Below are 13,819 nucleotides of genomic sequence, written 5' to 3'. Positions count from 1 at the left end.
TTTTTGAAGTTAAATACATATTAGGACTGATCTATGGCTAAGTTACCATGTGAAAATAGTTTAGTCATCTTCAAAGAATAAATAAGTCATTATCCTTGGTATTTTTGATTTATTATTTATTTTCAGGTGTCTTATTCAAATATACGTTAGGTTTGAAGAGTTGCTATATTAGCAATAAACCTCAAGGATACTCTTTTCTTTTTCACCTACAGTAATAACCCTATCATTCTGATTTCCGACTTCTCCACTGAGTTTTCTAAAGTCAAAGATTAGAAGGTAACCCCTATCAAGACCATACTGATCTAGGTATTCTCCTAGTTGGATTAATCCCTTCTGATGATAGGATTCACCACTCCATCTTTTCAGCTCTAGTATATACATCTTTTTATTATAGGTTATAACAATATCAAATCTTTTCTCATCGCCACCTTGTACCTCTTTAAAGGCAAAGCCTGTTCCATTTATTATAGGACTTATAAACGCTAGAAATAGTAGCCTTCCATCTGCCTCTAAGAATGCTTCTCGCTTCTCTGAATACTCGTGCTTCATGAACTCAGAGAACTTTACAAGGATTTTTCTGATATCTAGGTTGCCGTCCTCGTTTATATAAGCGCTTCGCTCATTATAAGACCCGATATTAGTGGAGGTTTCTATAAGTGAACTCATATAATCATAAATAAGAAGTTCATAAATTCTATTATTTATTTTTAGTCTCATGTCTTCATTTCTAAAAATTCCATACTGCATTCCTAGGTTTATGTTTGGGTTATTAATATTATAGGTTATTTTATTACCATCTATAATTAATCCTTTTACCATTATTTTAAGTTCAGAATCATTCTCTATATTTTTTATAAGGCTATCAAAGTTAGTATTACTCTCCCTTAAGAGCTGTTTTACAGCAAGGTCCATGTACTCTTTTTCCCATACTAATTTATCCTCATCCATTATAGTTTCATCTATGATCTTACAAAGTTTACTCACCAGGAATGGGTATCCAGAGGTATAGAAATAGAGCTTTTCAGCAAAGTATTCCTTATCAAGGGTTACCGCTTTATTTTCTGTGTAATCATCCAGCATTGTCATTATCTCATCCTTTGAGAAACTCATATCCACATTGAAATCAGTGGCTATATTCCAAGGGCTATTATACTTCTGCTCCTCATCAGGCCTTAGCTTCACCTTCAGCGTCTTAATGTCATGAACCCCTGCTAAAATTACACTGTGAAAAGTAAGATCTTGGCCCTCATTTCTAAGTAAATACTTATTTCTAAGCATTCCAAGAAAGCTTAGAAATAGCTGATTGTTGCTGCTTTTATCAACTTCATCTATAAGTAAAACTACTTTTTTATTGGACTTTCTTATAAGCTTTGTGATGAAATATGATAAGTCATTTAAACTTTCCATGTCATCGTTAAAGCTACCTACGAAGTCAGCTAGGTCAGGATTATCAAATTCAAGCATATGTTGTAATAATTTTAAGAAGCCTTTACTAAATCTTCCTTCATTCTCAAAAATATAATCTCCTACCCCTTCAAAACTAATCTTTATAGGTAAATAATCCTCTGATTCTTTAAGTTTATTATTAAGTAAAAAGAAAGTAGTGGTTTTACCGTATTGTCTTGGTCTATTTATTATAAAATACTCCTCAGCATTAATTAATTTCATTACTTTTTCTATTTTGTTTGAAGTATCTACCATGTAGTGTCTATTTGGAATGCATGTTCCAGTTATATTAAACTTCTTCTCCAAAATTTATCACCATCCTATAATGTTATTCTATCATATTTAGGACTTATTTAAACATAAATCGTTGGTGATTATAAGGTTCAAGCCCCAAGAGCTTTCGACATTACCCCAAGGGCGAGTTATAGTAATTTTATTACAATAGTATAATAATATGGTACAATGGATATGAAGATTTTCATCTTAATTAATGTATTTTAGGAGGGGTGTTTATGGCAAGAGCTAAATATCAAGTATTGGTTTTACCGTTTCAAAAATATGAAGACAAAGTGCTTTATTGTATTTTCCAGCGAAGTGATATGGAGATTTGGCAGTTTATTTCAGGTGGAGGAGAGGATGAGGATCCTTCAGCATTAGTATCTGCAAAGAGAGAAGCCTTTGAAGAAGCTCATATTTTAGCAAAGGAAAAATACACTGTTTTAGAAACACAATGTAGTATTGCTACAGAATTTTTTGAGAAAGCACGTATAATTTGGGGTGAGTCTTGTCTCGTTATACCTGAATACTCCTTTGCAGTTGAAATTTCTAATGTAAATTTGCAGATATCACATGAACATACAAAATATGAATGGGTAGACTATGATACTGCTATTAGAAAGCTTAGATATGACAGTAATAGAGTTGCATTGTGGGAACTTGATAATAAGATAAGGTTAGGACTAGTTTAACAAAATACCTATTTCGATAATAGATTTGCTGAACAATATTATATTATGCGAATTATTTATTATATAACTAACAGGGAAATAGGAATTTAGAGATTAGATTATTTAAGATTAATATTTATAAGGAGTTAATATGATTGAAGATAATAATGTAGATAAAAGAAACAGGCTTGATGAAGAACCTTTTTCTTATAAAATTACTAAGGATAAAAAGGTTTTTTTATATTGGCATGGAAAACAAGTAAGTATGCTACGAGGTAAAGCAAGTGAACAATTCATAGCAAAAGTAAAAAATGCTGACACAAAAGAAGCACAGTTAATCATGGCTAAAATAACTGGAAACTTTAAACATGGTAATGAGAAAGATAATAAAAATAGTAATTAATATTATTTGAGTTAGTTATTAATTAAACTGCTCTATAATCTAATTTAGCATTAGCATTAGAATTAAATGAACAACCTTAATAAATAAAGAATCAAAAAGAACCTAACCCATAATTTACGGGTCAGGTTCTTTTAAATTTAGTGTACCAAGCTAACTACAGCCTAGAACTTATCTATTATAGCCTTCCATATCTAATGTTCCACCTAAAAATTCTCTTACTTTTTCATTAGAGTATAAATTCTTTACATCCTCATAATCATTTTCATGTAAGTTATTTATATTGCACCTATTTGTATTCAATATTTCATACCTCGCACTCTATCATAACTACTACTTGTTAAGCTTGTTTAGATTTTCAATTAAATTAATTGGATTTATTACATGTGGTATAGTGTAAATTTGAGAATTAACTGCACACTCCAATTTGTTACTTGTTTCCATTGCAACCTTATAAAATATTTCTGGGGTAATATCAGGATATACATCACAGGCTAAAACATAAAGTCCGGCCACATAAGGTATAGTCCAGCTATATGAACCATAAGGATAATAAACATATTGATCCTCGCTATCTGGGCCTGCTACAGTAATAAATTATTTTGTAAATTAAGTAAATCATATACCATGGTAAATGAATTTACTATCTATTTTGTAAATTATTTCAATATAAATCTATAACTGATTTTATTTGTGTATAATGAAGTAATGAATACTTGTAGTATGAGAGTTAGTTATTTTTTATGGAAGTACCATATACTTATGATAGATTCAGTATTATTAGTGCTCTTAGTGATGAGAAAGACTTCTGTATAGGCATCAAATTCTAATTTACCAAGGAGGTATTAAATTGAGTGAATTAATTTTAGTAAAACCATCAAAGGTTTTAGAAGAGAGAATTTTAGAGTACAAACAGGAATATTTAGATTTTGAAGAAATTAGTATCAATGGTGGCTGTGGTCTAGCCGTTGTAATAATTTTGATGAATGGCTTGAAATTGTGCTTTCAATTGAGAAAGATAAACTTCGCAATAATGTTCATGCCAGCACATTCCTTTCGGTAAGAAAATCTGATAATAGGATTATCGGTACTATTCAACTCCGTCACTTTTTAACTGAGGAATTAGAAAAACATGGAGGCCACATAGGCTATGGTATTCGTCCAACTGAGCGAAAAAAAGGTTATGGTAAGCAACAATTATTACTTGTTTTACAGGTTGCAAAAGATATGAAAATTCCAAAAGTAATGATTACCTGTGATAAAGATAATATTGCTTCAGGTAAGACTGCGATAAGCTGCGGTGGTATATTAACAGGTGAAAATTTCAATGAAGGTAAAGAACAACAAATATATTGGATTAACATTTGATTATGGAAGTAGATATAATAAATGTTTAAATTTAATTTTTTATTATCTATTATCTAATAATGGTTCAATGAGTCCATATAAAAAAATGCTTATAATCATAGATATAGTGGTTTTAATAGTAAGCATGCTAGTATTAGCAGGATTGATTTTTTTAGCTATATCTTTACAATGCCTTTTTTAATAATATTGTATTATTATGGGAGTTGATTGTTTAGTAAACTACTCTATAAATGGGGATTTTAGAGTAGATTAAATGAATACTTGTATTAAATTATGTGAGAAATAGGAATTTATAAGTTAGATTAATTTAAGTATCTTAATGGAGGGAAAATAAATTGAGAAATGAACAAGGAATGATGAAACTTATATTAGATACTGCAAATTCAGATGAACGTATTAGAGCTGTTTACATGAATGGTTCAAGAGTAAACCCTAATATAAAAAAAGATATGTTTCAAGACTATGATATAGTTTTTATAGTTACAGAAACCAAATCATTTTTGGATGATCAAAGTTGGATTAACTTGTTTGGAGAAATTGCTATTGTTCAGGAGCCAAATTCAAGAGACTTTGGGTGGGGAAGTAATCATGATTGTAGCAATTCATATGCTTGGCTAATGTTGTTTAAAGATGGTAATAGAATTGATTTACACATAGAAGTAAAAGCGGTGGCATTGGAAAGATACCTTTCTGATACATTAACAAAAAAAATCTTAGATAAGGATGATTTTTTACCAATGATTAATACATCTAATGATATGACCCATTGGATTAAACCACCGACAAAAGAAATGTATCTTGGCTGTTGCAATGAATTTTGGTGGTGTTTAAATAATGTAGGAAAAGGTATTGGGAGAAAGCAAATCCCATATGCTATGAGAATGTACACTGAAATTGTTCATTCCCAGCTTGATAAAATGATTGAATGGTATGTTGGTATGAACAATAATTTTACTATTTCTACTGGTATGTGGGGGAAATACTTTAGTGAATATTTACCTCTAGAATTTTATGATATGTACTTAAATACTTATTCAGATTGTGATTTGAATAATTTCTGGGATGCTATTTTTACGTCGTGTGAGTTCTTTGGAATTATAGCAAAACATGTTTCCGAGAAATTTAATTATTTATACAATATTAAAGATGAAGAAAGTATAATGTTATATCTGCATAATATAAAAAACAATGTTTATTAGATATAAAGAATTTTATTAACCCTATAAATTCCAATTTGTAGGTAGGATTAAATAAAATTCAAGAGAGGGTTTTTAGGATTGTGGGTACATGTATTTTATTGTGAGGTATAAATATGAATTTTGCGTTATGGAGGTTAAAAGAATTGGCAAGAGGAATTATTATTTTTGGTTCATCTGGTTCTGGAAAAACAACATTAGGAAAACTGGTTGCGGAAAAACTTGATTTTCCTTATTTTGATATAGACGATTATATTTGGAGAAAAGATACTGATAAACCTTTTACCTTTATGTATACTCGTAAGGAAAAGATTGATAGATTAATGACAGATATATCAAAAGGAACTCATTTTGTGATGGCAGGTTCAATGGACAGCTTTAATGAACCATTTGTTCCATTATTTGATTTAGCAATACATATTACCGCATCAATTGATACAAGAATTACCCGAATTCATAAGAGGGAATATGAAGTATACGGAGAGATGATTATGGAAGGTGGCGATATGTATGAAGAATATTGCCGTTTTCTTGATAACTCAACAAGATATGATACCGATGGTTCTCCGTGTATGACTAACCATGCACAATGGGCTAATTCCTTAGCTTGTAAAGTACTTAGGCTAAATGGAGATGAGCACTTAAACAAGAATGTTGAAATAATAGTCCATGAATATTTGAATCAATGTTCTCACTGATAAGATTATTGAATATATGATTTTATTGGGGTATAGTTTAGGGGGAGGTTAGTGGGAGTAGTATTAGAGTGTCGCGATAAATAGGAATTTGTAAAGGTAAAAGGAGAAGTTCTTGATGATAAAAGCAGTAATTTTTGACATGTATGAAACATTAATAACTCTTTATCAGAGTCCACTATATTTTGGTACGCAAATGGCTATAGATGCTGGTATTTCAGAAGATGAATTTCAATCATTGTGGAAACCAAAAGAGTATGAAAGAACTGTGGGAAAAATGACTTTGGAAGAAATATTAGAATTTATACTTAAAGAAAAGCAATGTTATTCTGATGAACTGTTTAGTAAAATAGTGGAGAAAAGGAAAACATCAAAAAAAGAATGTTTTAAATATCTTCATACGGAAATTCTTCCAATGCTAAATGGACTAAAGAAAAAAGGAATTTGTATAGGATTGATAAGTAATTGTTTTTCTGAAGAGGTTGATGCAATAAAAAATAGTGAACTGTTTCCATATTTTAATGCTATATATCTTTCTTTTGAGCAAGGGCTACAAAAGCCAGAAAAAGAAATATTTATTAGGTGTATGGATAATTTATCAGTGTCGGCTGATGAATGCATATATGTTGGAGATGGTGGTAGTTTAGAATTGGAAGCTGCTTCCCAAATAGGGATGAAAGCTGTACAGGCAGTGTGGTACCTGAAAGAGGGAACGACGCAACCCTCAAGAAGGAAGAAAAATTTTATACAAGCTGAAACACCACTTGAAATATTAAAATATATTTAAGTATGGTAAATTCCAATTTGTAGGCAGGTGGAATGAATACTTTTAGGCAATAGAAAACCAATAGGACCTAACCCATAATCCAAGGGGTAGGTCCTTTAAGTTTTAGTATCATTCTAAGATTTTCATCACTGAGATAATGGCGAAAGGCTCTTAGGACCTTAGTTTGCTAATATTTTCAAAAATGTCATATATGATGAGGGTAAATTAACAATTACTATTAAAATTGATATGTGTTAAAAGTCAGGTGAAAATCTAATGGACAATTATTAATAAAATTGTAAAGTGGACTTGACTAAAAATGTAAAGTTAACTATACTAAAAATATAAAGTGATTTTTACAAAGGTGGTGTTTATTTGGAAAATAAAATCCAGGAATTAAGAAAAAGTAAAAAGATCACTCAAGAGGAACTGGCTCAAATGTGTGGAGTTTCAAGACAGACCATTATTTCTCTTGAAAATGGTAAATATAATCCATCAATTTTGTTGGCTCATAAGATATCAAAAATTTTTAATTGTATTATCGAAGATGTTTTTATCTTTGAAATATAGCCAGCTTAGAAAGGAGAAAAAGCATGAAATCTTTAAAGAATACCATATTTGAAAGCATTATATTTTTTGGTGTATGTGGCTTAGCACTGATACTATATAAACAAGGTTTATTTCCTAATATGTCTGAAAGTGTTATTAAAGCTATGACGCCTATATCACTAGTACTTGCAGTAGGCTTTATATTTGTTGTTTTAATATCTTATCTAAAGTACAGAGAAATTAAGTGTAATCCAAAATCTAAAGAAGCATTTGAAATATATGATACAGATGAAAGAAATATTTATTTAAAAGATAAAACAAACTCAAAAACATATGATATCTTTAATATTATTGAAATTCCATTAAGTTTAATATTATTATTTATTGGATTTGATGAATTAGGCATTGGGCTTATGATATATCATTTTCTAAAGGAAGGAATCAGATTTTCAATTTATATGAATCTTTCAAAGAAATATTAATATAAAGGAGTTAATCCAGATAACTGGCGCATTTTTAATGCACTGAAAGTTAAAGAAGAACAGGAAAAATTTGTTGCTTCCAATGTGAGAATACTTGCAAGGTCATTTGCATTTCTAGATTATAATAGTTGTGTATATGCTATATAGAAGAGGATGAAGTCGCAGAAAATTTATACCTTGCAATGGGGTTCAATCATACCGGTGAAGTTGATGAATATGAAATAGGTATGGAGTATAATCTGAAGGATAAGTTATGATATGCCAATAAGTAGAGAATAAGTGAATTATAGGCAGGTATATAAATGGGGGGGCTTAATATGGAGGATTTTGGGCTAAATGAAATGAACATAATCCAAAAACAATTACAAGAGAAATATAAAGATAAATGGGGTGGCTTATCACCTGATAAGGGGCGTAATCAACTATTATGGATGATGATTGAGGTCGGTGAAGTTGCAGATATAATCAAGAAAAAAGGCGATAGCCACATTATGGATGACGAAGAGGTAAGAAACCATTTTTTAGAGGAGTTATGTGACGTTCTAATGTACTTTAATGATGTAATGCTTTGTTATTCAATATCACCGGAAGAAATAAAAAAGGTATATTTAGAAAAGCATAACAAAAATATGGGACGTTGGTAAATTCCAATTTATTTAATAGGTTTTAAATTGTAACATTGAGTAGTTTACTAAACAACTCAATAAATTAGATTTTGTGGGAGGGGTTGAAAGTATGGAAATAAGATTAGGTGAAAAGAAAGATTATTTGCAATTAGCAGAAATGAAATGGCTTCACATGGAAGATGATGATATAAGCTATAATGAAGATAACCTGAAGGGTGTAGATAAAGAAAGTTTCATTTATGATTTTGTATCTTTTCTGGAAAGTGATAATAATTATAAAATATTTATTGCAGAAGATAAGGATGTGATAATATCTGCAATGTATTTATGCATTATACCTAAACTACCTAAACCAAATAGGAATTCTGAAAGTATAGCGTATTTAACTAGTGTTTATACACGAAAAGATTACAGAAATCAAAATGTTGGAACGAAATTGATAACATGCATAAAAGAATATGCATATGAAAAAAAGTGTGAACTATTATTTGTTTGGCCAAGTGAAAAATCTGTAGATTGGTATAGTAGAAATGGGTTTTCATCTAAAAACGAAATAATGGAATGTATTTTACGCGATGAATAGATAAATTCCAATTTATTGTTGAGGTAATTGGCAATAAACTTCAAAGATCCTCTTTTCTCTTTCACCTAAAGTAATAACCATATATTTCTTCTTCAAGATTTATCAGCATCCACTAATGTTATTTTATAGCATTAGTGGATTATTTAAACATAAATTATTGGCTATTATAAGGTTAAAGTGGCAAGGTTTTTTCAGCACTACTCAAATGGTGGAATATAGTAATTTTATTGAAATAGTTCAACAATATGGTACAATTGGTGTAAAGATATTTATATTAACTAATATAAATATAGAAATTTGACGTGGAGGGATAAACATGTCTAATAAAAATCAATGCATTTATATTGATAGAGATAGTTTAAGCATTAATTGTGCTGGAAAAGGGACGCCTACTGTGATATTTGAATCTGGATTAGGTGATGATAATGGAGTTTGGACGGTAGTACAATCAGAGATTTCAAAAAATACAAAAACATTTTCTTATGATAGAGGTGGGATTAGAAATAAGGATAGAGCTAATTTATCAAGAACTAGCTTAGACCAAGTTTATGAGTTACATACTATTTTAAATAAGGAAAAGGTTGCAGCCCCATATATTATAGTTGCTCATTCAATTGGAGGCTATAATGCAAGATTATTTGCAGCTAAATACCCTAATGAAGTGAGGGGAATTGTATTGGTTGATTGTTCACATGAAAACCAATTTGAAGATAGAGTGAAACAATCTTCCTCAAAAGAGATAGAAATGTTGAAAAGTCAATTGAGTGATGAAGAGCAAACTTTAGATGAATTACTTATTAGCTCAGGTCAAGTAAAAGAAACAAGAAAAATGGATGCCTTAAGAAATATTCCAATAGCTGTTATTACCGCTGGACATAAAGGTGACAAAGCACCTGCTTTAATAGAAGAAGCATGGGTAAAGTATCAAAATGACTTAATATCATTATCAGACTATAGTAAACATGTCTTTGTTGAGGATAGTAGCCATTATATACAGAGGGACAAGCCGCAGATAGTAATTGATGCAATTAACGATATAATTAATGGAATGAATAAATAGATTAAGCAACATATTCTCAGCATCAAACAAGAATTTCAAAGTGAGAAGTTTATATGGATGATTGGTTTACTATAGAAAATATAGATAAGGAACCAGTTCATAAAATTAGTTATTTGAATGTGCTGAAAATATTACCTTATTATTATGAGTTAGATGTATGTATAGGTTTGATAAGAGAAGTTAATAGGGCATTTAATGAAACCCATAGCCATGGGAATTTAAAACAAGGAAATGGTGGTTTAGATATAAGGATTTTAGTATTCATATTTAATCAAATTACTTACTAAATTCCAATTTGTCAAGTAGTTGTATAGTAATATCATAAAATTTAAGGCAATAATATTATATTGGAATATAGGCAATATAATATTAGGGTTTCAGAACAAAGAAGGTTGGGGAGCCAAGGTAATTGATAATATCGCTGACGAGATAAAAAAAAAATTACCCGATTTAAAGGGTTTTTCATCTAGAAATTTAAAGTATATGAGAAAATTTACATTAGAGTACAAAGATATTGAATTTGTGCAAGAGGTACTTGCACAAATTACTTGGTATCAAAATATAACTCTTTTAGAAAAAGTTAAAGATCGAGAGAAGAGAGTTTGGTATATTAATAAAACTGTGGAAAATGGTTGGAGTAGAAACACTTTAGTACATCAAATAGAGAGTAATTTATTTGAGAGACAAAATAATGAAATAAAGACAAGTAATTTTATGGAGAAGTTAGATGCACCTAATAATAAACTTGCAGTAGAAGCATTGAAAGATCCTTATATCTTCGATTTTATTTCAATGACAGAAGAAATGAATGAACGTGATATAGAAAGACAATTAGTAAAAAAGGTTACAAAACTACTGTTAGAATTGGGTTCAGGCTTTGCATTTATAGGAAATCAATATAAGTTAAACATCTATAGGAATTATATTGTGTAAAGAGAAGAATAAATTACTTGCTGAATATTCTCTTAAAGGTATGACAAAGCCAATAGGAGTAAGTGAGTATAAGTTGCTTGAAAAAATACCAGAGGACTTAAAAGGAACATTGCCAAGTATAGAGGAAATAGAAGAAACATTAGATTAAGAGAGAAAATTAATAGTTACGATTAAAATAGATATGTGTTAAAGGGCAGGTAAAGATCTATCGACAAAAGTGAATTGGATAATTATTTAAAATATGATTTTGTTAGGGTATAATTTAGGTGTAGGTTGGTGGGAATAGTGTTAGAGAGTGAGAGATAAATAGGAATTTAGGGGGGGAAGAATGAGTTTTATTATTAAGAGTTGTGGAGTAAGTGACATTACTGATATTGAAAATGCAATTAACTATGTTAAAGCGGAAGAGGATACTATTCAAAGCAATAAAGAGGCTATTATTAAGTTTTTAAATAACAAAGATAACCTATTCTATGTTGCTAAGGACATGGGAAAAGTAGTAGCATATGCAATAGCCTATATTCAAAATAGATTGGATACAACACAAAATATGATTTGTTTATATGAGATTGCAACATTAAAGGAATGTCGTCAAAGAGGGATTGCAAAAAGCATTCTTCAATATATAATAAGTGATACTAGCAATCTTAATATTGTTAAAATGTGGATTCCAACTAATGTTTCAAATAAAGCAGCATGTGCATTATATAGCAGTATAGGTGCTACAGAGTCAGGTGAAAAAGATGAAATTATATTTACTTATAGATACTGATAAATTCCAATTTGTAGGTGGGATTAAATAAAATTCAAGAGAGCATTTCTTCATTATCATAAACTAGGCAGTTATTTTAGTGATATTGAGATGCCTGGAAGGTCTGGAAAAATCAAAGGTGAAAATATAAAGATGATTATTGAAAGAAATGAACTAGATAAAGCCCAGAAATATACTATCATATTTCTGGGTTTTGTAGGTTCTAAAAGTGTGTAGGTCCACATCCACCTTAAAATAAGTACTAATTTTAACACTTATTTTAAGGTTAATACATATTGGGACTGCTTTTCATCAACCATCACTTGGAGATGTAACAGTTCTTAGTGTTCTAAAAGAAGAGCTGTAAAAATATGCAGGATATTTCCAAGGGCTGCAATCAATTTCATTAATTTTAAGCTATGCCATTTTATTAAGGAATACAAATCACAGTATTTCAAGAAAAAATAGATAATAAATATCTTGGTAGAGTAATGTCTCTATCGGGTGCACTTATGGTAATTTGGACCCCTGTTGGCATAGCTTTATCAGGAATTTTATCAGATATAATTAGAGTGAATTGGTGTTTTGTACTTTCAGGAATAGGAATGATGGTGGTTGCTATTATTTACTTTAAAATATCAATAACATCTCAAAAATATATATTACAAACAGAGAATATATGGAATAAATAACTATTTATTTAATTGTAATGTGTATATTGTCGATATGTTTTGTGAATTTTTGTATCTTTAGACAAAAAATAAATCTACTTCATGATATTATATTGTTAAAGAAAAATAAAAGTTATATTTGGAACTAAACTTAAAATTTTTATTGATTTTATACAGAAAATCAAACGGAGGGGCTATGAATTACAAAATTATTGAACTAAATGATTTGCAGTTAGAAGACATTGAAAGATGTTTATATGAGTATGATAAAAAGCATATTACATATGAGATGTCAGGGAACATAAGAATTGGAGTGTTAGATAATAATAACTTAATTGCAGGTGCAGATGCTTGTATGACTGCTTTTAAAATATTGTATGTTTCTACTGTATTTGTAAATGAAAACTACAGAAATAATAAAATTGGTACACTACTAATGAATGAGGTTGAAAAACGAGCAAAGGAATTAGGCGCAAATATGATTAGATTAGATACTTTTGACTGGCAAGGCAAAGACTTTTATCATTCTTTAGGCTATGAAGAAGTCGGTTCTTATGAAAATAAAATTGATGGATTTTCAGAGTATTTCTTCCTTAAAAGATTATAAGACTCAAGTCCCAAGGTCCTTTCACTTTAAATATGATAAAAGGAGGATTTGACTTGGAGATAAATTCTCTTAATACTGAGCTATGGATAATTTACTATGTGAAAATGATTTAGGAATCTTTAAAAAATAAATAAGTCAGAAATTCTTTGATATTTGACTTATTATTTTTAGGTGCCTTATTTAAATATACATGGTTGGAGAAGAACTTGAATCTTATGTAAAATATATTTAATATTAAAAGGAGTAAATCATGAATATTCATTTTAAAGATATTGACGATAAAAATAGTGAACTAGTAAAAAAATTGAAAATAAAAAAGGATCAAGAAGGTTTTATTGAAACTGTAGGTGAATGTTTGGAAGAGGCGAGCTTATATAGTGAGTGGCATCCAGTAGCTATATATAATTATGATAATGTTATTGGGTTTGCAATGTATGGTTCCTTTGGCCCTAATAAGCATACTTGGATTGATAGGATACTTATAGATGAAAATCATCAAGGCAAAGGTATTGGAAAAACTGCAATGAAAAAGCTGATTAATATAGTTTCAAAGGAATATGATGTAGACACTATATATTTAAGCATAGTTGAGGGAAATACAGTAGCGTATAAATTATACACAAGTATTGGTTTTGAATATATGAATGAAAAAGACACTAGCAATGGAGAATTAATGTTTCATTACATAATTAACAGATAAAATAAATTGACTTGAAGTGTAGTTATATTTTGGGGGAGG

23 protein-coding genes are annotated in these 13,819 nt (G+C 29.6%); 20 read left to right on the top strand and 3 right to left on the bottom strand.

Annotation, left to right across the window (positions count from 1 at the left end; genetic code table 11):
* Window positions 1–168: 168 nt before the first annotated feature.
* Window positions 169–1,752: an AAA-like domain-containing protein gene (locus tag RSA29_RS03690; protein WP_346942268.1), complete on the bottom strand. Its 1,584-nt coding sequence runs from the start codon at window positions 1,750–1,752 to the stop codon at window positions 169–171.
* A 206-nt stretch (window positions 1,753–1,958) separates the two neighbouring features.
* On the opposite strand from RSA29_RS03690, the gene RSA29_RS03685 reads away from it, so the two are divergent.
* Both RSA29_RS03685 and RSA29_RS03680 read left to right on the top strand, forming a co-directional pair.
* A complete protein-coding gene (locus RSA29_RS03685; protein WP_346942267.1) occupies window positions 1,959–2,414 on the top strand; it encodes an NUDIX domain-containing protein in 456 nt (151 codons plus the stop codon).
* Window positions 2,415–2,544: 130 nt separating this feature from the next.
* Window positions 2,545–2,796: a hypothetical protein gene (locus RSA29_RS03680; RefSeq protein ID WP_346942266.1), complete on the top strand. Its 252-nt coding sequence runs from the start codon at window positions 2,545–2,547 to the stop codon at window positions 2,794–2,796.
* Between the two features lie 168 nt (window positions 2,797–2,964).
* Here the strand turns inward: RSA29_RS03680 and RSA29_RS03675 are convergent, their stop codons facing one another.
* Complete coding sequence (locus tag RSA29_RS03675; RefSeq protein WP_346942265.1) at window positions 2,965–3,096, bottom strand: hypothetical protein; 132 nt, start codon at window positions 3,094–3,096, stop codon at window positions 2,965–2,967.
* 30 nt (window positions 3,097–3,126) lie between these two features.
* Window positions 3,127–3,309 carry a hypothetical protein gene (locus RSA29_RS03670; protein WP_346942264.1) on the bottom strand — a complete coding sequence of 61 codons (183 nt, stop codon included), beginning with the start codon at window positions 3,307–3,309 and terminating at the stop codon, window positions 3,127–3,129.
* A gap of 334 nt (window positions 3,310–3,643) precedes the next feature.
* Between RSA29_RS03670 and RSA29_RS03665 the strand changes: the two genes are divergently transcribed.
* From RSA29_RS03665 to RSA29_RS03580, 18 genes are all read left to right on the top strand, one after another.
* Window positions 3,644–3,856 (top strand): hypothetical protein, encoded by a 213-nt coding sequence (locus tag RSA29_RS03665; protein ID WP_346942263.1) that lies wholly within the window; start codon window positions 3,644–3,646, stop codon window positions 3,854–3,856.
* Window positions 3,793–4,161, top strand: coding sequence for a GNAT family N-acetyltransferase (locus RSA29_RS03660; protein ID WP_346942262.1), 369 nt, complete (start codon window positions 3,793–3,795; stop codon window positions 4,159–4,161). Before RSA29_RS03665 ends, RSA29_RS03660 begins: the two co-directional genes overlap by 64 nt.
* A gap of 335 nt (window positions 4,162–4,496) precedes the next feature.
* A complete protein-coding gene (locus tag RSA29_RS03655; protein ID WP_346942261.1) occupies window positions 4,497–5,360 on the top strand; it encodes an aminoglycoside 6-adenylyltransferase in 864 nt (287 codons plus the stop codon).
* A gap of 113 nt (window positions 5,361–5,473) precedes the next feature.
* Window positions 5,474–6,055, top strand: coding sequence for an AAA family ATPase (locus tag RSA29_RS03650; protein ID WP_346942260.1), 582 nt, complete (start codon window positions 5,474–5,476; stop codon window positions 6,053–6,055).
* Between the two features lie 115 nt (window positions 6,056–6,170).
* Window positions 6,171–6,839, top strand: a complete 669-nt coding sequence (locus tag RSA29_RS03645) for an HAD family hydrolase (protein WP_346942259.1) — start codon at window positions 6,171–6,173, stop codon at window positions 6,837–6,839.
* A gap of 354 nt (window positions 6,840–7,193) precedes the next feature.
* Window positions 7,194–7,388 carry a helix-turn-helix transcriptional regulator gene (locus tag RSA29_RS03640; protein WP_346942258.1) on the top strand — a complete coding sequence of 65 codons (195 nt, stop codon included), beginning with the start codon at window positions 7,194–7,196 and terminating at the stop codon, window positions 7,386–7,388.
* Window positions 7,389–7,411: 23 nt separating this feature from the next.
* Entirely contained in the window at window positions 7,412–7,849 is a 438-nt protein-coding gene (locus RSA29_RS03635; RefSeq protein WP_346942257.1) for a hypothetical protein, read from the top strand.
* Between the two features lie 128 nt (window positions 7,850–7,977).
* Window positions 7,978–8,106 (top strand): hypothetical protein, encoded by a 129-nt coding sequence (locus RSA29_RS03630; protein ID WP_346942256.1) that lies wholly within the window; start codon window positions 7,978–7,980, stop codon window positions 8,104–8,106.
* Between the two features lie 60 nt (window positions 8,107–8,166).
* Window positions 8,167–8,493 (top strand): nucleotide pyrophosphohydrolase, encoded by a 327-nt coding sequence (locus RSA29_RS03625; protein WP_346942255.1) that lies wholly within the window; start codon window positions 8,167–8,169, stop codon window positions 8,491–8,493.
* A 91-nt stretch (window positions 8,494–8,584) separates the two neighbouring features.
* Window positions 8,585–9,058: a GNAT family N-acetyltransferase gene (locus RSA29_RS03620; RefSeq protein ID WP_346942254.1), complete on the top strand. Its 474-nt coding sequence runs from the start codon at window positions 8,585–8,587 to the stop codon at window positions 9,056–9,058.
* 316 nt (window positions 9,059–9,374) lie between these two features.
* Complete coding sequence (locus RSA29_RS03615) at window positions 9,375–10,118, top strand: alpha/beta hydrolase (protein WP_346942253.1); 744 nt, start codon at window positions 9,375–9,377, stop codon at window positions 10,116–10,118.
* A 53-nt stretch (window positions 10,119–10,171) separates the two neighbouring features.
* Window positions 10,172–10,405, top strand: a complete 234-nt coding sequence (locus tag RSA29_RS03610; protein WP_346942252.1) for a hypothetical protein — start codon at window positions 10,172–10,174, stop codon at window positions 10,403–10,405.
* 19 nt (window positions 10,406–10,424) lie between these two features.
* Complete coding sequence (locus RSA29_RS03605; RefSeq protein WP_346942251.1) at window positions 10,425–11,051, top strand: PDDEXK nuclease domain-containing protein; 627 nt, start codon at window positions 10,425–10,427, stop codon at window positions 11,049–11,051.
* A 40-nt stretch (window positions 11,052–11,091) separates the two neighbouring features.
* Window positions 11,092–11,199: a hypothetical protein gene (locus tag RSA29_RS03600; RefSeq protein WP_346942250.1), complete on the top strand. Its 108-nt coding sequence runs from the start codon at window positions 11,092–11,094 to the stop codon at window positions 11,197–11,199.
* Between the two features lie 180 nt (window positions 11,200–11,379).
* Window positions 11,380–11,823 carry a GNAT family N-acetyltransferase gene (locus tag RSA29_RS03595; protein ID WP_346942249.1) on the top strand — a complete coding sequence of 148 codons (444 nt, stop codon included), beginning with the start codon at window positions 11,380–11,382 and terminating at the stop codon, window positions 11,821–11,823.
* Between the two features lie 491 nt (window positions 11,824–12,314).
* A complete protein-coding gene (locus tag RSA29_RS03590; RefSeq protein ID WP_346942248.1) occupies window positions 12,315–12,494 on the top strand; it encodes a hypothetical protein in 180 nt (59 codons plus the stop codon).
* Window positions 12,495–12,669: 175 nt separating this feature from the next.
* On the top strand, window positions 12,670–13,080 hold the full coding sequence (locus RSA29_RS03585; RefSeq protein ID WP_346942247.1) for a GNAT family N-acetyltransferase: 411 nt from the start codon (window positions 12,670–12,672) through the stop codon (window positions 13,078–13,080).
* A gap of 250 nt (window positions 13,081–13,330) precedes the next feature.
* The gene (locus tag RSA29_RS03580; protein ID WP_346942246.1) at window positions 13,331–13,780 is read left to right on the top strand and encodes a GNAT family N-acetyltransferase; all 450 of its coding nucleotides are present in this window, start codon (window positions 13,331–13,333) and stop codon (window positions 13,778–13,780) included.
* Window positions 13,781–13,819: the final 39 nt, after the last annotated feature.

It is taken from the genome of Clostridium sp. (assembly GCF_036660475.1).
Classification (GTDB): domain Bacteria; phylum Bacillota; class Clostridia; order Clostridiales; family Clostridiaceae; genus Clostridium_J.
The sequence above is the reverse complement of the archived record's forward strand: the minus strand, read 5'-3'. Positions and strand labels throughout refer to the sequence as shown.